This is a genomic window from Mycobacterium sp. SM3041 (genome assembly GCF_039668335.1).
In the GTDB taxonomy this organism is placed as follows: Bacteria; Actinomycetota; Actinomycetes; order Mycobacteriales; family Mycobacteriaceae; genus Mycobacterium.
In genome coordinates this window covers 143,462-165,154 of record NZ_JAYXBQ010000054.1, presented here as the reverse complement: position 1 = coordinate 165,154, position 21,693 = coordinate 143,462, and the positions used below count along the sequence as shown (strand labels likewise).

The 21,693-nt window shown below is 67.5% G+C and carries 20 protein-coding genes and 1 tRNA gene; 8 read left to right on the top strand and 13 right to left on the bottom strand.

All coding sequences use genetic code 11. From position 1 onward, the window contains the following. Nucleotides 1-191 precede the first annotated feature (191 nt). The 8 genes from VXD91_RS19765 to VXD91_RS19730 all read right to left on the bottom strand — a co-directional run bounded on the left by VXD91_RS19765 (nucleotide 192) and on the right by VXD91_RS19730 (nucleotide 7,601). A tRNA-Leu gene (locus VXD91_RS19765) sits at nucleotides 192-265 on the bottom strand. A gap of 89 nt (nucleotides 266-354) precedes the next feature. Further along, complete coding sequence (locus VXD91_RS19760; RefSeq protein WP_131808806.1) at nucleotides 355-1,155, bottom strand: EAL domain-containing protein; 801 nt, start codon at nucleotides 1,153-1,155, stop codon at nucleotides 355-357. Between the two features lie 149 nt (nucleotides 1,156-1,304). Beyond that, nucleotides 1,305-2,519, bottom strand: a complete 1,215-nt coding sequence (locus tag VXD91_RS19755) for a sigma-70 family RNA polymerase sigma factor (protein WP_346416178.1) — start codon at nucleotides 2,517-2,519, stop codon at nucleotides 1,305-1,307. A 14-nt stretch (nucleotides 2,520-2,533) separates the two neighbouring features. Then, nucleotides 2,534-2,917: a YciI family protein gene (locus tag VXD91_RS19750; RefSeq protein WP_064860055.1), complete on the bottom strand. Its 384-nt coding sequence runs from the start codon at nucleotides 2,915-2,917 to the stop codon at nucleotides 2,534-2,536. 187 nt (nucleotides 2,918-3,104) lie between these two features. Beyond that, a complete protein-coding gene (locus VXD91_RS19745) occupies nucleotides 3,105-4,121 on the bottom strand; it encodes a diiron oxygenase (protein ID WP_082934819.1) in 1,017 nt (338 codons plus the stop codon). Nucleotides 4,122-4,219: 98 nt separating this feature from the next. After that, the gene (locus tag VXD91_RS19740) at nucleotides 4,220-4,603 is read right to left on the bottom strand and encodes a hypothetical protein (RefSeq protein WP_064860053.1); all 384 of its coding nucleotides are present in this window, start codon (nucleotides 4,601-4,603) and stop codon (nucleotides 4,220-4,222) included. Between the two features lie 24 nt (nucleotides 4,604-4,627). Next, nucleotides 4,628-5,947, bottom strand: a complete 1,320-nt coding sequence (locus VXD91_RS19735) for an acetyl-CoA hydrolase/transferase C-terminal domain-containing protein (protein ID WP_064860052.1) — start codon at nucleotides 5,945-5,947, stop codon at nucleotides 4,628-4,630. Nucleotides 5,948-5,954: 7 nt separating this feature from the next. Continuing rightward, complete coding sequence (locus VXD91_RS19730) at nucleotides 5,955-7,601, bottom strand: acyl-CoA synthetase (protein ID WP_346416177.1); 1,647 nt, start codon at nucleotides 7,599-7,601, stop codon at nucleotides 5,955-5,957. A 321-nt stretch (nucleotides 7,602-7,922) separates the two neighbouring features. On the opposite strand from VXD91_RS19730, the gene VXD91_RS19725 reads away from it, so the two are divergent. From VXD91_RS19725 to VXD91_RS19695, 7 genes are read left to right on the top strand one after another with little or no spacing between them, the layout of a single operon-like run. Next, nucleotides 7,923-8,018, top strand: a complete 96-nt coding sequence (locus tag VXD91_RS19725; protein WP_220098076.1) for a potassium-transporting ATPase — start codon at nucleotides 7,923-7,925, stop codon at nucleotides 8,016-8,018. After that, nucleotides 8,015-8,104, top strand: coding sequence for a K+-transporting ATPase subunit F (locus VXD91_RS19720; protein ID WP_020099126.1), 90 nt, complete (start codon nucleotides 8,015-8,017; stop codon nucleotides 8,102-8,104). Before VXD91_RS19725 ends, VXD91_RS19720 begins: the two co-directional genes overlap by 4 nt. Then, nucleotides 8,104-9,774 (top strand): potassium-transporting ATPase subunit KdpA, encoded by a 1,671-nt coding sequence (kdpA, locus tag VXD91_RS19715; protein WP_346416176.1) that lies wholly within the window; start codon nucleotides 8,104-8,106, stop codon nucleotides 9,772-9,774. Before VXD91_RS19720 ends, kdpA begins: the two co-directional genes overlap by 1 nt. Beyond that, nucleotides 9,774-11,876, top strand: coding sequence for a potassium-transporting ATPase subunit KdpB (kdpB, locus tag VXD91_RS19710; protein ID WP_346416175.1), 2,103 nt, complete (start codon nucleotides 9,774-9,776; stop codon nucleotides 11,874-11,876). The genes kdpA and kdpB overlap by 1 nt, the downstream gene beginning before the upstream one ends. A gap of 2 nt (nucleotides 11,877-11,878) precedes the next feature. Then, nucleotides 11,879-12,766 (top strand): potassium-transporting ATPase subunit C, encoded by an 888-nt coding sequence (locus tag VXD91_RS19705; RefSeq protein WP_346416174.1) that lies wholly within the window; start codon nucleotides 11,879-11,881, stop codon nucleotides 12,764-12,766. Further along, entirely contained in the window at nucleotides 12,766-15,294 is a 2,529-nt protein-coding gene (locus tag VXD91_RS19700) for a sensor histidine kinase KdpD (protein WP_346416173.1), read from the top strand. The genes VXD91_RS19705 and VXD91_RS19700 overlap by 1 nt, the downstream gene beginning before the upstream one ends. Further along, on the top strand, nucleotides 15,291-15,971 hold the full coding sequence (locus VXD91_RS19695) for a response regulator (protein ID WP_061006148.1): 681 nt from the start codon (nucleotides 15,291-15,293) through the stop codon (nucleotides 15,969-15,971). Before VXD91_RS19700 ends, VXD91_RS19695 begins: the two co-directional genes overlap by 4 nt. 2 nt (nucleotides 15,972-15,973) lie before the next feature. Here VXD91_RS19695 and VXD91_RS19690 read toward each other — a convergent pair whose 3' ends face one another. Further along, nucleotides 15,974-16,801 (bottom strand): class I SAM-dependent methyltransferase, encoded by an 828-nt coding sequence (locus VXD91_RS19690; protein WP_346416172.1) that lies wholly within the window; start codon nucleotides 16,799-16,801, stop codon nucleotides 15,974-15,976. Between the two features lie 253 nt (nucleotides 16,802-17,054). Between VXD91_RS19690 and VXD91_RS19685 the strand changes: the two genes are divergently transcribed. Continuing rightward, a complete protein-coding gene (locus VXD91_RS19685) occupies nucleotides 17,055-17,810 on the top strand; it encodes a cutinase family protein (RefSeq protein WP_138248095.1) in 756 nt (251 codons plus the stop codon). Nucleotides 17,811-18,235: 425 nt separating this feature from the next. Here VXD91_RS19685 and VXD91_RS19680 read toward each other — a convergent pair whose 3' ends face one another. Genes VXD91_RS19680 through eno form a run of 4 tightly spaced genes read right to left on the bottom strand, consistent with a single transcriptional unit; the run spans nucleotide 18,236 to nucleotide 21,678 of the window. Further along, nucleotides 18,236-19,195, bottom strand: a complete 960-nt coding sequence (locus VXD91_RS19680; protein WP_346416171.1) for a Ppx/GppA phosphatase family protein — start codon at nucleotides 19,193-19,195, stop codon at nucleotides 18,236-18,238. After that, nucleotides 19,186-19,677: a DUF501 domain-containing protein gene (locus VXD91_RS19675; protein ID WP_133427959.1), complete on the bottom strand. Its 492-nt coding sequence runs from the start codon at nucleotides 19,675-19,677 to the stop codon at nucleotides 19,186-19,188. Before VXD91_RS19675 ends, VXD91_RS19680 begins: the two co-directional genes overlap by 10 nt. Then, a complete protein-coding gene (locus VXD91_RS19670) occupies nucleotides 19,670-20,365 on the bottom strand; it encodes a septum formation initiator family protein (RefSeq protein WP_061006152.1) in 696 nt (231 codons plus the stop codon). The genes VXD91_RS19675 and VXD91_RS19670 overlap by 8 nt, the downstream gene beginning before the upstream one ends. 23 nt (nucleotides 20,366-20,388) lie before the next feature. Further along, entirely contained in the window at nucleotides 20,389-21,678 is a 1,290-nt protein-coding gene (gene eno, locus VXD91_RS19665; protein ID WP_133427957.1) for a phosphopyruvate hydratase, read from the bottom strand. Nucleotides 21,679-21,693: the final 15 nt, after the last annotated feature.

The window sequence follows — 21,693 nt, the reverse complement described above, 5'->3', positions numbered from 1 at the left end:
GCTAACGCTATCGCCGGTCAATTGGCAGCGATTGCGCCGGTAGTCGGCCCGCACTCAATCCGGTAGCTATTACCGCTAGCTAACACCGCAATAAGCGCTTGCTAGCGGCTAGCGCTGGGGTAACGCTGGGGCGAGATGGTCCGAACGCAGAGCAGGCCAGGTCAGAACGTGTCTGACCTGGCCTTACTCGGTGCCCCCAGTGGGACTCGAACCCACACTTGGCGGATTTTAAGTCCGCTGCCTCTGCCAATTGGGCTATGGGGGCTTGGTGATCAAGCGGGTATCAACCTATGACGTGGACACCCGGCCACTGAACCCGACCCCGGCCGCAGACCCGAGAAGCCAGCGCAGAACCTAGAACGCAGCCCGCGCGCCGGCACGCACCACGCCCAGCACTTCCGACGCCGGCAGGGGCGGGCTGAGGAAGAACCCCTGCAGCACATCGCACCCGAAATCCCGTAGCTGCGCGGCCGATTCGGCACTCTCGATACCCTCGGCGACGGTTCCGAAACCGAGCTTGTGCGCGAGGTCGATGATGGTCCGCACCACCAGCCCTGCGCGCTCGTCGACCGTCACCCGGGCGATGAAGTCGTGGTCCAGTTTGATCTCGTCGATCGGCAGGTCGGACAGGTAGGTGAGCGCGGAGTACCCCGTGCCGAAGTCGTCGAGGGCGATCCTGATGCCGCGGTCGAGCAGGCCCGTCAGCACCGTCCGCGTGTCTTCCATGTTGTCGACGAACAGGTCTTCGGTGATCTCGACCGTGAGCGCGGACGACGGCAGCCCGCGGTCGTCGAGTGCCTGGCACAGGTGATCCGGCAGCTTCAGATCGCTGAGCAACGGGGCGAAAAGGTTAACGGCGACAGGCACTTCCGCGCCGGCGGCATACCAGCGCAGCGCATCGTCGAGTGCCATGTTGACGACCAGACCCGTGGCCTGGTCCATCAGGCCGTGCTCGCGCACCAGCGGCAGGAAATCGGCGGGCCGCAGTAAGCCGCGGTCCAGATGGCGCCACCGCAACAACGCCTCCACCCCGACGACGGCGGCCGTGTGCGCGTCGAATTTGGGCTGATAGACCAGCGAGAGTTCGTCGCGGTCGATCGCCTGGCGAAGGTCCATGAGGAGTTCTGAGATGGCCTGCTCACCCCCGCCCCGCATCGAAGCACGCGACCAGATCAGGACCGTCGCTTGAAACAATCCTGAACCAACGTCTCAGGATGGTCAATCGCGACGCACAGGGCCAAGCACACGGCGCCACCACACGACACCGGCTCTGACCTGTGCGCGTTGCTGCGTCTGAGCGCAACTCAGGCCCCGGCCCGACGGAGCAGCAGCGTGCGCTCGGCGTCGTTCGTGCTGAGTGCAGCGGCCCGCGTGAATGCCGCCGACGCCTCGGCGGCGTGCCCCAAACGCTCCAACAGGTCTCCGCGTACCGCGTGCGGCAGTGGCGATCGGGGCAGCGGATCGGGTCCGAGCGCATCGAGCACCACCAGACCCGCTTCTGCCCCGTAGGCACGCCCGTGCGCCACTGCGCGGTTCACCTCGACGACGGGCCCCGGCGCGGCGAGCGCCAGCACGTCATACAGGTCCGCGATCCGCTGCCAATCGGTGTCCTCGGCCCGGATGGCACGCGCATGACACGCCGCGATGGCCGCCTGCAAGAAGTAGGTCCCGACGGGCGCACCTGCCGCAGCGAGCTTCTCGGCCCGGGCCAGCACCTGGAGCCCACGGCGCCGCAGCAGGTGATCCCACCGCGCCCGGTCCTGATCGTCCAGCAGCACCGGCGCACCGTCGCGATCCACACGAGCCGGAATCCGCGATGCTTGAAGTTCGACAAGTGCTTGCAGCCCAAGCGAATCCGGGATGTCCGGCACCATCGCGGCCACCATGCGCGCCAGCCGGATCGCTTCGAAGCAGAGGTCCGGGCGCGTCCAATCAGTGCCGGCGGTCGCCACATACCCCTCGTTGAAGGTCAGGTAGATGGCGGCCAGCACGTCGTCGAGGCGCGCGACACGCTCGGCCCCCACCGGCAGCTCCATATCCGCACCCACGAGGGTCTTCTTCGCCCGGCTGATCCGTTGTGCCATCGTCGCCTCCGGCACCAGGAAGGCACGGGCGATCTCGGCGGTGCTCAGACCCGACACCAGCCGCAGCGTCAATGCCGCCCGCGACGCCGGCGCCAGCTGCGGGTGGCACGTCAGGAACATCAGGCGGAGCACGTCGTCCTCGATGAAGTCGAGCTGCCCCGCGAAATCGGCCATGTCGACCTCCTCCAGGCGGTGTCCGATCTCCTCGGTCTTGCGGCGCAGCGTCTCAGCGCGACGGATGTGGTCGATCGCGCGGCGCTTCGCGGCCGTCATGAGCCACGCGGCGGGGTTGGCCGGAATTCCGCGCTCGGGCCACTCCTCCAGTGCCGCGACGAGCGCGTCCTGCGCGGCGTCCTCCGCAAGCTCGATGTCGCGGGTCATGCGGGCCAGCGCCGCCACGAGGCGCGCCGATTCGGCACGCCAGGCGGCGGTCACTGCCTCAGTTGTGGTTACCGAGGACAAGCACCCGGTTCCTGATCGGGCGCGCCCTCGATCAAGTGCATCTCGACCCGGCCTTCCCACTCGGGCCAGTGCTCCCGGTGGAGTTCGGTGAAGGACCGGGCACCTTCGACAGCCTCCGCGTGGTTGCGGTACTCGAGCATCGCGAACCCACCGATGATCTCTTTGGCCTCCGTGAAAGGCCCGTCGGTGGTGCTCATCTGGCCGGAGCGGACCTGGTATCCGATGCGGTTCTCGCCCTGTCCCAGTCCGCCGCCATCCAGATAGATGCCGTCGGCGGCGTTCTTGCCGACATACACCTCCATCGCGTCCATCAGCGCCTGCGGAGGCGGACCCTGGTTGGGATCCATGATGACCAAACCCATGTAGCGCATTGCCTGACCTTTCGTCGTCGTGTCAATCCTTCACACACACGTCGAACAGGCGGGGCCGATTTCGACATCGTTCGAGAAAAAGATCTTGGCGACACAATGTCGGTCTGAGAACGCCGTTGATGGCCATATACGGTTATCGACAGCCTCAGACCGACATTGTGTCGGCGCCGAGCCGCGACGGCCCTGGTCAAGCCACGGGCACGACAGCCTGGCGCGCCGGCTCGCTGCGGTAGCGCGACGCCGGGCCGTCGATCCGGAACATCCGCCACAACACCTTGGCAACCGGGTTCATCAGGCCGGTGTCTTCGGCGAGCATGCGCACGTCGCCGTAGAACTCGCGCAGCATCGTCCTGGATTCGGGCGCCCGCCAGAAGATCTCTTTCTTCACCGACTTGGGGATGTCGAACTGACGCCAGAAGACGCGTGGCGGCTTGGCGATGAGGGAGGCCGCCACGCGGAAGCCCAGCGGATAGAACAGCGACAACACGAAGCGGTTGAACGGCCGCATCTCCGGGATCCGCCGGCGCAGGAACTCGTGGGCGAACGAGATGTGCCGCGCTTCCTCCGCGACATGGATCGCCATGACACGCTCCATGATCGGATGGATCGAACTGCCTTCGCGCAGAATGGATTTCTGCATGTGATCGATGGGCTCCTCGCCGCACAGCACCATCATGAAGAAGAAGGCCGGCGTCGGGCTGGCGAACAGCGGGAAGGCCCAGTTGAGCCACTTGACCCAGCGCGGCAGGCCCGGGACGTCCACGCCGACGTGGTTCACCATCTCCTGGAACATCAGGGTGTGGTTGCCCTCTTCGATCGCTTCGTGCAGGCAATACCGGTACTCGGGGCTGCCGTTGGGCACCCAGAACGTGTAGCTGAGGAGCCCGCGGATGAGCATGCTCTCGAACTGCTGGCCGGCCTTGGCGACGTTCGCCTGGCGCCACATGCCGATCGCGATCTGCTTCTCCAGGGGCTGCGCCTGATACCACGCGCTCATACCGATGGGGTCACTCTTGGCCAGCACCCAGCGCGGGTCGTTCTCCGTCACCCGGAATTCGGGCGAATCCCACGAAACATCCAGATAGGGATTGAAGTTCCGGCGCACCGAACCGGCCGAAAGCGTCTCCAGATTCGCGCAGTAGTCGAGGTCGTCGCGCACGTCCATACCGGCGCGCCACCGGCGGACCGTCTTCGTAGCTGCCATGACATCAACCTCCCACGTGAGCACCGTTGCCCACCCAGTTATATGGGACCCCCGGTCCCACATGATTGTCAAGGGTTGCTCCATCGCCGGCCGCCGCCTCAGGCCGGTGCGTCCCCCAGACCGAGATGCTTTCTGACCGTGCCGGTCTGGACGGCGTGCCATCCCAGGCGCGTCAAACCGACGTCAAAGCTGGAATGGCTCGACGGGACCAGCACCCGCAGCAGCAGGCCTGAGCGTTCGAGCAACTGCATGGCCTCCGCGACGGCGCGCAGGTCGGGGTTCTGGAACACGTCGCCGCGGGTGGAGACGCCCGCGGAGAACATGCCACGGGGAGCGCGGGCGCCGGTCCGGAGCCATGACACGACGTCCGCCATCGCCGCTCGCTCGCTGTCGAACGACGACTGCCCGAACATCGGCAGTATCGCCGCGGCCAGGTCCGCAACGGACGCGGCGATCCACCACGGCTGATCGCTGGTCGTCATGGCGGCAGTGAATCACGAATTGCGCTAGCCGACCGGCGAACGCCCTTTCGCGGCGCGTAGGGCCGCCGCCAGCAGGGCGTCCCGGAACTGCGGGTGCGCGATTGCCGCCAGCGCCTCACCGCGTTCGCGGACGGTCTTGCCCTCCAGTTCCGCGGCCCCGTATTCGGTGACGATGACGTCGACCTGCTGCCGCGGCGTGGTGATCACCGCGCCGGGCCCGAACCACGGCACGATTCGCGATCGCAGCTCGCCGTCCTTCACGAAAGTAGACGGCAGACAGATGAGCGAACGGTCGGACAACTCCAGCCCGGCGCCGGCAACGAAGTCCTCGGCGCCACCGATCCCGCTGAACTGTCCCCCGTCGATGGTGTCGGCGATCACCTGTCCTTGAATGTCCACTGCGAGTGCGCCATTGATGGAGACCATGTCCGTGTTCGCGGCGATCACCTCCGGGGAGTTGACGAGGTCGACGGGCAGGAACGCGACATCACGGTTGCCGTCGAGCCACGCATAGAGCTCCTGCGACCCGAATGCGAACGTCGTGACGCTGACGCCGTCGTACTGCCCCTTACCGGTGTTGGTGATCTTGCCCGCGCGATGCAGATGCATGCAGCCCTCGGTGAACATCTCGGTGTGCAAGCCGTAGCCGCTGCCGTCACCCTCGGCCAGCAAGGTGGCAATCTGGTTGGGAATTGCGCCGATTCCGGTCTGCAGCGTCGCGCCCGAGCCGATGAAGCCGACGGCGTGCCGCGCGATCGCTCGCTCGACCTCCGTCGGCGGCACGTCGCCGCCGGGCAGGGCCAGCGGGCCGTCGGTCGAGCGCACGAGGATGTCGATCTCGTCGACGTGCAGTGCGTGACGGCGGGAGCCGTATCCGAAAGTCCTTGGGTAGGAGTCGGATACCTCGACCATGAGGAGTCGCTGCGGGTCCGCCCCGGCCCGGCGCAATTCGGTGACCGTCCCGCCGGCATGCAGCGACAGCGAGCACCACCCGTCGGCATCAGGTGGGGTGGCGACGGTCGTCATCACCCGCGGCGCCTGCCGCTCCAACAGTGGTGCGAACCGGCGGAAGTCCGCGGCGGCGAACTCGATGTCGGCGCCCATGTCCCGCAGCGCCCGTTCGATCGGCCCGAAGAAGCCGGAGACGTAGTGCACGCCGGGGCGCGAAAACAGTTCGGTACCAACGGCCAACAACGCGCCGAACACCCGCAGATTCGACCAGTCCTGGCGCGCGCCGAGCGCCCTCAGTATCGCCGGCGGCTGGCCGGGGCCGAGGGTGATGCCCAGCGTGTCGACAGCCCCCAACCGGGCAGCGGCCTGCTCGGCGCTGAGTTCGGTCGGCATCGCCGCCCTAGACGTCCATCTCGATCAGCACGCGGCGCAGCAGCTTGCCGGTGGTGTTGCGCGGCAGCTCTTCGATGAACACGACGTCGCGCGGCACCTTGTGCCGGGCCAGGTTGTTCTTGACGAATGCCTTGATCTCATCGGCGTCCTGGGTCGCGCCCGGCTGCGAAACGATGAAGGCGCGCAGGCGCTTTCCCCATTCCACGTCATCGACGCCGACGACCGCCGCGTCATAGATGTCGTCCCGCTCGGCGAGCAGTTCTTCGATCTCTTGCGGAAACACATTCTCGCCGCCGGAGACGATCATGTCGTCGTCACGGCCGTCGACGAACAGCAGCCCATGGTCGTCGAAATGCCCCATGTCGCCACTGGACATGTAGCCGTCGATGATCTGCTTGGTCCGGCCGTCGGTGTAACCGCTGAACGGTGCGCCATTACGGACGAAGATGCGGCCACGCTTGTTCTTCCCGGTGATGCGCCGGTCGTTCTCGTCGTACAGCACCACCTCGCACGTCACCGGCGCCCGTCCGGCCGTGCCCGGGGCGAGACGCAGTTCGGCGGGAGTGGCGACGCTGGCGATGGCGCATTCGGTTGAGCCGTACAGGTTGTGGAGCACATCGCCGAAGGTGTCCTGGACCCGGTTGGACAGTTCCGGACTCAACGCCGACCCCGCGATCAGGATGGTCTTCAGCGACGACGTGTCGTACTTGCCGATGACCTCGGGCCCCAGTTCGACGATCCGGTGCAGCATCGTCGGCACCGCGACGAGCATGTCGGCCTTGTGCTCGGCGATGAGCTGCAGCGTCCGCTCGGCGTTGAACCGCCGGGCGGTCACCACCTTGTTCCCCAGCGCTGCGCCGACGGTGTAGGTGGCCCACCCGGTGCTGTGGAAGATCGGTGAGACGATCACCATGGTGCCCTTGCGCGGGAACGGAATTCGGTCGATGATCTGCGCCGAGGCCAATGGCGACACCGAGCTTCGGGGCGCACCCTTCGGCAGCCCCGTCGTGCCGCTGGTGAGGATCACCGAGCCACCCGCCTTGTTCGGCGCCGGCAGCGGTTCGGTGGAGTTGGCCGCGACGATGGCGTCGAGGGTCTGTGCGCCATCGGGGATTTCGGCGCCCTCGTCGACCCACGTCAGCACGCGCGGCATGTCCGCGGGCAGGGCGTCCAGCAGCCCGATGAACTCGCTGTCGTGCAGCACGACCTTGACGCCTTCACGGTCACAGACCTGAGCGAACTGTGGCTTGGCGAAGCCGGTGTTCATGAGAACCAGCCGGGCCCCGAGCTTGCCGCACGCCACCATGGCCAGGATCAGGCCACGATGGTCCCGGCACAACAGCCCGACCACAGAGCCTTCCGCCACTCCCAGGCCCTGAAGACCACGGGCCAGCGCCCAGGACTGATCGTTCACCTGCCGGTAGGTCAACGTGCCGCGTTCATCCACCAGCGCCGGCAGCCCCGCATACTTGCGTCCGCCCTGGATGGCCATGGTGGCCTGCGGGCCGAATATCGGCGCATTCTTGGCGGTCTCGATCATCGCCCCAGGGTTGGCGAGATCCAGGAAGCCGGTCTCGAACAGCCTGCGTAGCGCGGTTGCGGATTCCGCTATGCGGCCCAGCTTCTGCTGCACTCCACCGACGACGTCCAACACCACATGCCTCCCGAGGTTTGAGGGGTGATCGGCCCCACACTGCATGGCACGTTAGCCGGTTGAGCGCTGACGCGACATCACCTGCTTTCGACTCCTACCGGCCGCGCTGCCCGTAAATGTCCCGGCACCGTCCCATTTCGTTGTACAAAACATCACATGACCAGGCATTTTTCGCGTCGCGCGCACAGTGGGCCCGGCGCTCGGTGCGGAATTCCGTAAAGGAAGCCGGGCCGGCCGTAAAGAAGGCGTCAAGATCGCGGGATGTCCCCTCCGGCGGGTCGATGCTGACGAGGTCGCCGAGGGCCGGCGACCCGTTTACGTGTGGGAGAACCCATGTCTGTAGTGGTGTTCGTGGTGCTGACGGTCGCGATTTTCGCGCTGCTCGGCGTGATCCAGAAGGCGGTCGAGCGCCTGTGAACTACGCCAACGCCATCGGCCTGGTGCTGTGTCTGGTGATCGCACTGTTCCTGGTCGCCGCCTTGCTGTTTCCGGAGCGGTTCTGATGAGTCCCACCGCCGCGGGAATCGTGTTCCTGCTCTCCCTGATCGTCGCGCTCGCCGCCGTGCATGTGCCGTTGGGCGACTACATGTTCCGCGTGTACACGTCCGAAAAGCATTCGGGCGCCGAACGTCTCATCTACAAGGTGATCGGCGCCGACCCGGAGGCCGAGCAGAACTGGGGCGCCTACGCCCGCAGCGCGCTCGCCTTCTCCGCCGTCTCGCTGCTGTTCCTGTTCTTCTTCCAGCTCGCACAGGGCATGCTGCCCCTGCACCTGAACAATCCGGCGACCCCGATGACGGCCGATCTGGCGTGGAACACCGCCGTCAGCTTCGTCACCAACACCAACTGGCAGGCCTACTCGGGTGAGACGACGCAGGGCCACCTGGTGCAGATGGCCGGTCTGTCGGTGCAGAACTTCGTCTCGGCTGCCGTCGGCATGGCCGTGGCCGTCGCCCTGGTGCGCGGGTTCGCCCGTCGGCACGCCGCCGAACTGGGCAACTTCTGGGTCGACCTGGTGCGCGGCACCATCCGAATCCTGTTGCCGCTGGCCGTTATTGCCGCGCTGATTCTCATCGCCGGCGGCGCCATCCAGAACTTCCACCTGCACGACCAGATCGCCGACACCCTGGCCGGCGCGCAGCAGACCATCACCGGTGGTCCGGTGGCCAGCCAGGAAGTGATCAAGGAGCTGGGTACCAACGGTGGCGGTTTCTTCAACGCCAATTCGGCGCACCCGTTCGAGAACCCGACGGCCTGGACCAACTGGGTGGAAATCTTCCTGCTGCTGGTGATCTCGTTCTCGCTGCCGCGCACGTTCGGTCGCATGGTCGACAGCCGTAAGCAGGGCTACGCGATCGTCGCCGTCATGGCAGTCCTGGCAATCATCAGCACCAGCCTCATGCTGGTGTTCCAGACCCAGCACCACGGGACCGTGCCGACCGCCATCGGGGCGTCGATGGAAGGCGTGGAACAGCGCTTCGGCGTGGCCAATTCGGCGGTGTTCGCCACCGCCACCACGCTGACCTCGACCGGTGCCGTGGACTCGTTCCACGACTCGTACACGTCGCTGGGCGGCCTGATGATGATGTTCAACATGCAGCTCGGTGAGGTCGCGCCCGGCGGTACCGGCTCGGGCCTGTACGGCATGCTGATCCTCGCGGTCATCACGGTGTTCGTGGCCGGCCTGATGGTCGGGCGCACGCCCGAATACCTGGGCAAGAAGATCACCCCTCGGGAGATCAAGCTGGCCGCAAGCTATTTCCTCGTCACGCCGCTGATCGTGTTGACCGGCACCGCTTTTGCCATGGCTCTCCCGGGTGAGCGCGCGGCGATGCTGAACTCCGGCCCGCACGGCCTGTCCGAAGTGCTGTACGCCTTCACCTCGGCGGCCAACAACAACGGCTCGGCGTTCGCGGGTCTGTCCGTCAACACCGTCTGGTACAACACGGCTTTGGGCCTGGCGATGCTGATCGGCCGCTTCCTGCCGATGATCCTGGTGCTCGCTCTCGCCGGTTCACTCGCCAAACGGGGCAGCACTCCCCCGTCCATCGGCACGCTGCCGACGCATCGACCCCAGTTCGTCGGCATGGTCGCCGGCGTGACGCTGATTCTCGTCGCCCTGACCTTCCTGCCGGCGCTGGCGCTCGGCCCCCTTGCTGAAGGAATTCACTGATGTCCGATACCGCTGTCAAGGGCGGCCTGCTCGACCCGAAGATGCTGTGGAAGTCCATGCCGGACGCGCTGCGCAAGCTGGACCCTCGCACCCTGTGGCGCAACCCGGTGATGTTCATCGTCGAGGTCGGCGCCGTGTGGTCGACGGTCCTGGCCGTGCTGAACTCCAGCTGGTTCGCCTGGCTGATCGTGTTCTGGCTCTGGCTGACAGTCGTTTTCGCCAACCTCGCCGAAGCGGTCGCCGAGGGACGTGGCAAGGCGCAGGCGGCCAGTCTGCGAAAGACCAAGTCCGACACCATGGCCCGCAAGCTGGTCGGGTGGGCGCCGGGCAACGCCGGTACCGAGGAAGAGATCGCCGCGCCGCTGCTGCAGCAGGGCGACATCGTCGTCGTCGAGGCCGGGCAGGTCATCCCAGGTGACGGCGACGTCGTGGAAGGCATTGCCTCCGTGGATGAATCGGCGATCACCGGCGAGTCGGCGCCCGTCATCCGGGAGTCCGGTGGCGACCGGTCGGCTGTCACCGGCGGTACCACGGTGCTGTCCGACCGGATCGTCGTGCAGATTACCCAGAAGCCGGGTGAGAGCTTCGTCGACCGCATGATCGCGCTGGTCGAGGGTGCCAACCGGCAGAAGACGCCCAACGAGATCGCGCTCAACATCCTGCTGGCCGCGCTGACGATCATCTTCGTGTTCGCCGTCGCGACGCTGCAGCCGCTGGCCATCTATTCGAAGGCCAACAACCCGGGCGTGCCGGACACCGAAGCGCTCGACGGCTTCGGCGTCACCGGCATCGTGATGGTCTCGCTGCTGGTCTGCTTGATTCCCACCACAATTGGCGCTCTGCTGTCGGCGATCGGCATCGCCGGCATGGACCGGCTGGTGCAGCGCAACGTGCTCGCCATGTCGGGCCGTGCCGTCGAAGCTGCCGGTGACGTCAACACCCTGCTGCTCGACAAGACCGGCACCATCACGCTCGGCAACCGGCAGGCCGCGGGATTCCTCCCGGTCCCCGGCGTCACCGCCGAACAACTCGCCGACGCCGCGCAGCTGTCCAGCCTCGCCGACGAGACCCCTGAGGGCCGGTCGATCGTGGTGTACGCCAAGGAAACCTACGGCCTGCGGGCCCGCACCCCGGGCGAGCTGACCGACGCCACATGGGTCGAGTTCACCGCCCTGACCCGCATGTCCGGTGTCGATCTGCACGACGGCCAGAAGCTGCGCAAGGGTGCGGTCAACTCCGTCGCCGACTGGATTCGGACCAACGGCGGCACCGTGCCCGTCGAGCTGGGCGAGATCGTCGACGGCATCTCTGCGGCGGGTGGTACCCCGCTGGTGGTGGGGCGGGTCGTCGACGGGCGAGCCGAGGTCCTCGGCGTCATCCACCTCAAGGACGTCGTCAAGCAGGGCATGCGCGAGCGGTTCGACGAGATGCGCAAGATGGGCATCCGTACCGTCATGATCACCGGCGACAACCCGTTGACCGCCAAGGCGATTGCCGACGAGGCCGGGGTCGACGACTTCCTCGCCGAGGCCACGCCCGAGGACAAGCTGGCGCTGATCAAGAAGGAGCAGGCGGGCGGCAAGCTCGTTGCGATGACCGGTGACGGCACCAACGATGCCCCCGCGCTGGCGCAGGCCGACGTCGGCGTCGCGATGAACACCGGCACCTCGGCAGCCAAAGAGGCCGGCAACATGGTCGACCTCGATTCGGACCCGACCAAGCTCATCGAGATCGTCGAGATCGGCAAGCAGCTGCTCATCACCCGCGGCGCCCTGACCACGTTCTCCATCGCCAACGACATCGCGAAGTACTTCGCGATCATCCCGGCGATGTTCGTGGCGCTGTTCCCCGGCCTGGATCTGCTGAACATCATGCGGCTGCACAGCCCGCAGTCGGCGATCCTGTCGGCGGTGATCTTCAACGCCCTCGTCATCATCGCGCTGATCCCGCTGTCGCTGCGCGGTGTCCGGTACACCCCCAGCAGTGCGTCAAAGCTCTTGAGCCGCAACCTGTACGTCTATGGCCTGGGCGGCATCGTCGCCCCGTTCATCGGCATCAAACTCATCGACCTGCTCATCCAGTTCATCCCGGGGATGTCTTAATCATGAACATTGGCAACCTGATTCGCGTGCACAGTGCCGCCCTGCGCGCACTGCTGGTCCTGACCGTCATCACCGGCCTGGCCTACCCGGTGCTTGTCTGGGCCGTCGCCCAGCTGCCCGGGCTCAAGGACAAGGCCGACGGCTCGCTCGTCACGGCGGGTGGCAAGGTGGTCGGCAGCTCCCTGATCGGCCAGCTGTTCACCGATGCCAAAGGCAATGCGCTGCCGCAGTATTTCCAGAGCCGGCCGTCCAATGCCGGCACCGGGTACGACCCGATGGCCAGCGGTGCGGGCAATCTCGGCCCGGAGAACGTCGTCGACGCCGCCGGCAAGCCGAGCCTGCTGACCCAGGTGTGCACCCGCAGCTACGCCGTCGCCGAGACCGAAGGGCTGGGCCGCGCCGCCGGCGCCCGTCCGTTCTGCACTGCCGACGGCGTGGGCGCGGTGCTGTCGGTGATCGGCCCCCGGGACGCCACCGGCAACGTCGCCCACCCCACCAAGGTGGTCAGCGTCAACCAGCCGTGCGCCACCACCAAGGCGCCGTTCCTGGCGACGTACGAGGGCGTGCGGGTCGAATGCGCCACGGACGGCGCGGATTACACCGCCGGACAGATCGTCGCGATCCGCGGCGCGGCGGCCGCCGACTCGCGGGTGCCGGCCGACGCCGTCACCGCCAGCGGCAGCGGCCTGGATCCCGACATCTCGGCCGACTATGCCGACCTGCAGGTGGACCGGGTCGCGAAGGCGCGGCTCCTTTCCGTCGACGAGGTCCGGGCGCTGGTGCGCGACAACACCACCGGCCGCGCGCTGGGCTTCATGGGTGAGCCGCGGGTCAACGTCCTGCAGCTGAATCTCGCGTTGGACCAGAAGCACCCAGCCCGTATTGGATGATGGGAGACATGGGAACGCCGGACAAGCGGGGCGAGCTACGCATCTACCTGGGTGCGGCCCCCGGAGTGGGCAAGACCTTCTCGATGCTCGGCGAGGCGCACCGCCGCCTCGAGCGCGGCACCGACGTCGTCGCGGCCGTGGTCGAGACGCACGGGCGCAAGAAGACGGCCCAGGCGTTGGAAGGCATCGAACGGATCCCGCCGCGGTTCATCGACTACCGCGGCGGGACGTTCGCCGAACTGGATGTCCCCGCGGTGCTGGCCCGCCACCCCGAGGTGGTGCTGGTCGACGAACTGGCGCACAGCAATACCCCCGGCAGCAAGAACGCCAAACGCTGGCAGGACGTCGAAGAACTGCTCGACGCCGGCATCACCGTCATCTCCACCGTCAACGTCCAGCACCTGGAGAGCCTCAACGACGTCGTCGCCCAGATCACCGGCATCGAACAGCAGGAGACGGTGCCGGACTCCGTGGTGCGCAGTGCCGCCCAGATCGAGCTGGTCGACATCACCCCGGAAGCGTTGCGCCGCAGACTTTCCCACGGCAACGTGTACGCACCGGAACGCGTCGACGCGGCGCTGTCCAACTACTTCCGGCAGGGCAACCTGACCGCCCTGCGTGAACTGGCGCTGCTGTGGCTGGCCGACCAGGTTGACGCGGCGCTCGCGAAATACCGTGCCGAGCACAATATTTCGGACACCTGGGAGGCGCGCGAACGCGTCGTCGTAGCGGTCACCGGCGGCCCCGAATCGGAGACCCTGGTACGGCGCGCGTCGCGCATCGCCTCCAAATCCAGCGCCGAACTGATGGTGGTGCACGTCGTCCGCGGCGACGGCCTGACGGGTGTCTCCGCCCCGCAGATGGGCAAGGTGCGCGAGCTGACCGCAAGCCTCGGTGCCACGCTGCACACCGTCGTCGGCGGCAGCGACGGTGACGTTCCCAGTGCCCTATTGGATTTCGCGCGCGAGATGAACGCCACCCAGCTGGTGCTGGGCACGTCGCGACGCTCGCGCTGGGCCCGGCTCTTCGATGAGGGCATCGGCGCCAAGACCGTCCAGAACTCCGGCAAGATCGACGTGCACATGGTCACCCATGAGCAGTCCCAGCCGGGCTGGTCGTGGTCGACGGCAACCCGCGGGCAGCGTCACCTGACGTCGTGGCTGGCCGCCATCGTCGTGCCCGTGATCATCACCGCCATCGCCTCCCTGCTGGACCCGTTCCTTCACGTCGGCGGCGAGAGCGCGGTGTTCTTCATCGGCGTGCTGGTCGTCGCGCTGCTCGGTGGTGTCGCCCCGGCCGCGTTGTCGGCGGTGCTGTCCGGTCTGCTGCTCAACTACTTCTTCGTCGCGCCGCGCTACAGCTTCACCATCGCCGACCCCGACAGCGCCCTGACCATCGTCGTGCTGCTGGCCGTCGCGGTCGCCGTCGCCGCACTGGTCGACGGCGCCGCCAAACGGTCCAGGGAAGCCCGGCACGCCTCGCAGGAAGCCGAGCTGCTGGCTCTGTTCGCCGGCAGCGTGCTGCGCGGTGCCGACCTCACCACGCTGCTTGAACGTGTCCGCGAGACGTACGCGCAACGGGCCGTCAGCCTGCTGCACGAGGAGGACGGCATCGTCGCCTGTGTCGGCAAAGACCCCTGTGTGACAGTCGATTCCGCCGACACCGCCATCGAGGTCAGCGACGACGAATACTGGCTGCTGATGGCGGGCCGCAAGACCGAGGCGCGCGATCGCCGGGTGCTCGGCGCCGTCGCACGGCAGGCGGCCGGGCTGGTGCGCCAGCGCGCCCTGGCCGAGGAAGCCGGCCGCGCCGAGGCGCTCGCCAAGGCCGACGAACTGCGCCGCTCCCTGCTCAGCGCCGTCAGCCACGACCTGCGCACCCCGCTGGCCGCGGCCAAGGCCGCGGTATCGAGCCTGCGCAGCGAGGACGTCGGATTCTCGCCCGAGGACACCGCCGAACTGCTGGCCACCATCGAGGAATCGGTGGATCAGCTGACCGCGCTGGTGGGCAACCTCCTCGACTCGTCGCGACTGGCGGCCGGCGTCGTGAAGCCCGAGCTGCGCCGCGTGTACATGGAAGAGGTCGTGCAGCGGGCGCTGCTCGGAATCAGCCGCGGAGCAACCGGTTACGCGAACCGCGGCCTCGACCGGGTCAAGGTCGAAGTGGGCGACGCCGTCGCGCTGGCCGATGCGGGACTGCTGGAGCGGGTGCTGGTCAACCTCATCGACAACGCGCTGCGCTACTCCGCGGGCAGCGTGGTGCGGGTGAACGCCGGACAGGTCGGCGAGCGGGTGCTGGTCACCATCGTCGACGAGGGGCCGGGCATCCCCCGCGGCGCCGAGGAACAACTGTTCGCGCCGTTCCAGCGCCTCGGCGACCACGACAACAGCACCGGTGTGGGACTTGGCCTTTCGGTGGCGCGCGGTTTTGTCGAAGCAATGGGCGGCACCATCTCTGCCACCGACACTCCCGGTGGCGGGCTGACGGTCGTGGTGGACCTGGCAGCCGCGGGAAAGGATCGGGTGTGACACGGGTTCTGGTCATCGACGACGAACCACAGATTCTGCGTGCGCTGCGCATCAACCTGTCGGTGCGCGGCTACGACGTCTCGGTCGCCGCCACCGGCGCCGAGGCCCTGAAGTCGGCCGCCGAACACAAGCCCGACGTCGTGATCCTGGACCTCGGCCTGCCCGACATGTCCGGCATCGACGTGCTGGCCGGGCTGCGCGGCTGGCTCACCGCGCCCGTCATCGTGCTGTCGGCGCGCACCGACTCCATGGACAAGGTCGAGGCCCTCGACGCCGGCGCCGACGACTACGTCACCAAGCCATTCGGCATGGACGAGTTCCTGGCCCGGCTCCGCGCCGCGGTGCGACGGGGTGCGGCCGCGTCCGAGACCGACGAGCCCGTCGTCGAGACATCGTCGTTCACCGTCGATCTGGCGGCCAAACGCGTGACGCGCAGCGGAGTCGAGGTGCATCTGACGCCCACCGAGTGGGGGATGTTGGAGATGCTGGTGCGCAACCGCGGCAAGCTGGTCGGCCGCGAGGAGTTGCTCAAGGAAGTGTGGGGCCCGGCCTACGCCAAGGAGACCCACTATCTGCGGGTGTACCTGGCACAGCTGCGCCGCAAGCTCGAGGTCGACCCGTCACACCCCAAGCACCTGCTGACCGAGGCCGGCATGGGCTACCGCTTCCAGGAGTAGGGTCAGCGCTTCACCGCTTGCAGCGTATAGGTCATCGGCACCCGGTCACGCCCGCTGGCGAGGACGTACTCCTCCGCGAAATCGGGGCTGGGAATCATCGCTTCGCCCAACGGATTCCACGGCACCTCGCGATGTTCTTCCAACGCGGTGACCGTGAGTCCGGCCTCGGTGAGGGCGGTGAAGATCTCGCCGAGGCCGTGGTTGAAGTTGACCGACTCCGGCGCGGTGATGACACCCGAGCCCGCGTAGCTCTCGTGGTCGGTGAAAACCGTTCCGGCCGTTTCGAAATAGGGGTACTCCAGAACCAGCAGGCCGTCAGGCCTGGGGTCACACATGGCCCAGAGCACCGGGTGGCCTTCACGCATGAAGAGCCGGCCTCCCGGCCTCAGTAGCTCGGCGACGACGGCCGCCCACTGCCGAATGTCGGGCAACCAGCACAGGGCACCGATGCCGGTATAGACGACGTCGCAGCATGCCGCGCCCAGAGCCGCAACGGCACCATCGACGTCGGACTCGACGAAGCGCACGTCCGTGTTGGCCCGACGACTCAAGGCGCGGCCGGCGTCGAGTGCGGCCGGCGAGAAGTCCAGGCCGGTTACCGACCGGGCGCCGAGCCTGTCCAGCGATACCGTGTCGGTACCGATATGGCATTGCAGGTGCACCACGTCGCGACCGTCCAGCCGTCCGAGCCGCGGCAGGTCATAACGGACCACGGCCGAAAGATATTCAGGGTCGTCGAAAGCCGCCAGATCGTAGCCATCGGGGGCCGTGTGCAGCGGTACCCGCGCCTCCCAGTTCGCCAGGTTCATGCTGCGCCAGTCGTCGATCACGGCCTCATCCTCACAATTCGGCGCACACAGTTCGACTGATTTTTTTCCGTCCCAGACCGACCAGACACGCTCCCTGTGACGCACACGCGACGCCCTGATTTGCGCGACCCGATGCCAACGCATCGGAGCCCGCAGTTCATCCCTCATGCTTAGTTACGCTACGTATGCGGTACGTCACACGATCGCGTGGAATCGCAGCTCCCCCGTTCGGCTTATACCAGGCAACTGGAACTTCAAGGACGGGGAAAACAACATGAGCGCCATTCGTAACGCGGCCGGCAAGGTGGCATTGACCGCCGTGGCCGCCTTCACGATCATCACCGGCGCCATCGCCGGCCCGGTCGCGACCGCCAACGCCGCCGACGACTCCTGTGCGAACGTCGAGGTCGTCTTCGCCCGCGGCACCTTCGAAGCCCCCGGCGTCGGAGCCACCGGCCAAGCCTTCGTCGACGCGCTGAACGCCCGGATGCCCGGCCGCAACATCGACGCCTACGGCGTGAACTACCCCGCCTCCCTGGACTTCGGTGCCGCCGCCGACGGCGTCGCCGACGCCACCAACCGCATCGAGTCCATCGCCGCCTCGTGCCCCGCCACCAAGATCGTCATCGGCGGCTACTCGCAGGGCGCGGCCGTCGCCGGCTACAGCACCATGAGCAGTGTGCCCGCCGGGTTCGTTCTGCCCGCCGGCATCAGCGGCCCGATGCCCGCGTCGGTCGCCTCACACGTCGCCGCCGTCGTCCTGTTCGGCACCCCGAGCCCGTTCGTGCTGAGCGTCGCCGACCGCAGCGCGCCCGCCATCAACATCGGTGGCGCCTACGCCGGCAAGACCATCCAGCTGTGCGCCCCCGGCGACCCGATCTGCGGTGGCGGCATGGACCGCTCCGCGCACAGCGCCTACAAGTTCAACGGCATGGCCAACCAGGCCGCGGACTTCGTCGCCCGTCAGCTGGGTGCACCTGCCGCTCCGGTTGCCCCGATGATCCAGACGTCGGACGACACAGCCAACTGAATCACCCCCAGCCGACGGCCGGACGCTAGTCTCACAAGGACTGACTCCGGCCGTCGGTCTGTCCTGACGCGGTCCCGGCTGCTACGCCGAACGCGACGCTTGCCGTTGAATTCTCCCGCGCGTCACCGCGCCGGCCGTCACATTCGCCGTAGCGCCGGTCTCTCCCGTGACCTTCACTCCATCCCGCGATCGAACTATGGTGAGGTAGTCATATCTCGATAAGCCGAGACAAACAGGGGTGATCAGTAATGAAGGTTTCCACCAAGAACGTGTCGACCTGTGGCTGTCAGTGCAACGCCTGCCGCGACGGACACCACTGCCACAACCGCCCGAACTGCAAGGTCTAGTCAGGATTCTCGACCGTCGACCGTGGGGGTTGACGAGGGATTCGCTTCGGTTTTCCGCGTAGGCCCCCACGCTCGGCGTCAGACCGACAGCGCGATGCCGTCCAGGATGTCGTGCTCGCTGACCACCAATTCCGTGATCCCCGCCCGCTGACCGAATTCGCGGGCCAATTCCTCGACGACGACGGAGCCGCCGCCGATCACCGGCACGCGGCCCGGGTGCATGGGGCCGAGTTCGGCGCGTTGCGCCCGCGGCATCGCGATCAGTTCATCGCACACCTTGACGACATCCGGAATTCCGATGCGGGACAGGTGAATCACCTCGGAGTCGTACTCCGGTAGCCCCAGGGCCAGCGCGGCAACCGTGGTGAACGTGCCGGCCACACCGACCCACGTCCGGGCACCTTCGATGGGCACGACGCCCAGAGCCTCGTCCAGCTTCTCCCGCACCACGGCACGTGCGGCCGCGACCTCGTCGGCGGTGGGCGGGTCGGTCTGCAGGCAGCGCTCGGTGAGCCGGACGCAGCCGATGTTGGCCGAGAAGCTCGCGACCACATCCGCAACCGCGGCACCGGTCCCGCCGAGCACCACTTCGGTCGAGCCGCCACCCAGGTCGACGACCACGAAAGGCCCTGTGGCCGGGTCCAATTCGCCGACGGCGCCGCGGAACGACAGCGCCGCTTCCTCGGTCCCGGTGATCACCTCGGCCACGGCCCCCGGCATCACCCGACCCAGCTGGCGCGCGGTCATGGCGAAGAACTCGTCGCGGTTCCCGGCGTCGCGAGCCGCGGAGGTGGCGACCATCCGCACCTTGGTCACGTCGTGCGCCAGCATCGTCTCGACATAGTCGGTCAGCGCCGCTTCGGTCCGGGCCAGCGCGGCAGGCGCGAATTCGCCTGTGGCGTCGACACCTTCACCGAGGGTGACGATCCGCATCTCGCGGTGGACGTCCCGCAACCGGCCGTCGGCCACGTCCGCGATGAGCAGCCGGATCGAGTTCGTACCGCAGTCGACCGCCGCAACCCGCGAACTCACACCCACACCTTCGGATCCAGAATCCCGGCCATCGCCGGTTCGACCGCCAACAACGCCAACGCCTCATCGCCAAAGGGGTTGAGACCCGGTCCTTTTGCGAGCGAATGTGCCATCACCACGTGCAGGCACTTGACCCGGTCGGGCATGCCGCCGCCGGAGAAGGTCGTGCCCAGCGACTCGATGGCGTCCCGCTCGGCCAGGAACGACTCGTGCGCGCGCCGATACGCCGCCGCCAGCTCTTCGGAAGCCTGCAGGCGTTCGGTCATGTCCCGCATCAGGCCCGACGACTCCAGTCGGCTGGCGGCCGCGGTCAGCGCCGGGTGCGTCAGGTAATACAAAGTGGGAAAAGGGGTTCCGTCGGGCAGTCGCGGCGCGGTCTTGACCACGCCGGGCTCGCCGTTGGGGCAGCGGTAGGCGATCTCCAGGACGCCACGCGGTTCCCGCCCCAATTGGGCCGCAACGGCTTCGAGATCAGCAGCGTCAACCACCGGGCGGCGCCTGGGGTGCGGGCAGATCGGTCGGGGGCACGTCAGGGTCCGGGGTGACGCCGTCCGGGCCGGGCGGGACGACGGCCGGAGCCGGCGTCAGCCCGTGCGGCTGATCGGCGATGGTGTGCCACAGCGCGGTGTACCAGGGCTGGTTGCTCTTCGCGGTGGGCGACGGCGCGGGTGCGACCGGTGTCGTGACGGCGCCGGGAGGCAGTTGCACCTGATACGGGATATCGCCTGGCATCACGAAGCCCAACCGCTCACGGGCCTGCGCGGCGATGTACACCGGGTCGGCCAGCTTCACCTTCTGTTGCTCCAAATTGGCTATCTGCGAACGTAATTGGGACTCGGCGGTGGCCAGCTGCTGCATCTCCGTGCGCTGCGCGAAGAAGGTGCGGACCGGCCCGGCGATGGTCAGGGTCAGCACGCACACCACGACGGCGAGGATCGCCGCGCGCCGCGCCGCCGACCCCAGCCGCTGCTCGGCATGGTGCTCGACCGACTCCGCATAGGCCTGCCGGATGGGCTCGGTGACCGGAACCGGCAGGTTGTCCGGGACGCGCCGTGGCTCGGCCTTGGGCCGGTTACCCGCCTTGGCCGCCGACGTGCCGGCCCCGGCACGCCCCCGCTTCGCCTCGCCGGGTTTGGCGGGGCGAGAGGCGGGGGTACGCCGTTTGGGATCGGCCATGTCGGTAGGTCAGACCCGCGAAACTACTTGGCTTCCACCGCGAAACGCGGGAACGCCAGGTCGCCGGCGTAACGCGCGGCGTCGCCCAGGGTCTCCTCGATGCGGAGCAGCTGGTTGTACTTGGCGACGCGCTCGCTGCGGGCCGGGGCACCGGTCTTGATCTGGCCACAGCTGCACGCCACGGCCAGGTCGGCGATGGTGGTGTCCTCGGTCTCGCCACTGCGGTGGCTCATCATCGACTTGTAGCCGGCGGCGTGCGCCAGGGCGACGGCGTCCAAGGTCTCGGTGAGCGTGCCGATCTGGTTGACCTTCACCAGCAGCGCGTTGGCGGCGCCCTTCTCGATGCCCTCTTCCAGACGCTCCGGGTTGGTGACGAACAGGTCGTCGCCGACGAGCTGCACGCGGTCACCGATGGCGGTGGTCAGCGCGACCCAGCCGTCCCAGTCGTCCTCGGACAGCGGGTCTTCGATGGACACCAGCGGGAACGCATCGAGCAGTGAGGCGTAGAACTCGGCCATCTGCTCGGCGGTGCGGGTCTGCTTCTCGAAGGCGTAACCCGTTCCGTCCGTGTAGAACTCGGTGGCCGCGACGTCCAGGGCCAGCGCCACGTCACTGCCCAGCTTGAGGCCGGTGGCGTCGATGGCGGTGCTGATCAGTTCGAGCGCGGCGTGCGTGCCGGCGACGTCGGGAGCGAAACCGCCCTCGTCACCCAGACCCGTCGACAGCCCCTGCTTCTTGAGCACCGACTTGAGCGAGTGGTAGACCTCGGCGCCCCAGCGCAGCGACTCCTTGAAGGTCGGCGCACCGATGGGGGCGACCATGAACTCCTGGACGTCGACGCCGGTGTCGGCGTGCGCGCCACCGTTGAGGATGTTCATCATCGGCACCGGCAGGATGTGGGCGTTCGGGCCACCGATGTAGCGGAACAGCGGCAGGCCGGCGGAGTCGGCAGCGGCCTTGGCCACGGCCAGCGAGATGCCGAGGATGGCGTTGGCGCCCAGGCGCGACTTGTCCGGGGTGCCGTCCAGGTCCAGCAACGCCTGGTCGATGATGCGCTGGTCGTCGGCCGCCTGGCCGATGACCGCGGGCGCGATCTCGTCGAGCACGGCCTCGACAGCCTTCTCGACACCCTTGCCGAGGTAACGGGCGCCGCCGTCGCGCAGCTCGACAGCCTCGTGCTCACCGGTCGACGCACCCGACGGCACCGCCGCGCGAGCGAAGGTTCCATCGGTCAGAGCGACCTCGACCTCGACCGTCGGATTTCCCCGAGAGTCGAGAATCTCGCGGGCTCCGACCTGTTCGATGATTGGCACTTGGGTCTCCCTTTG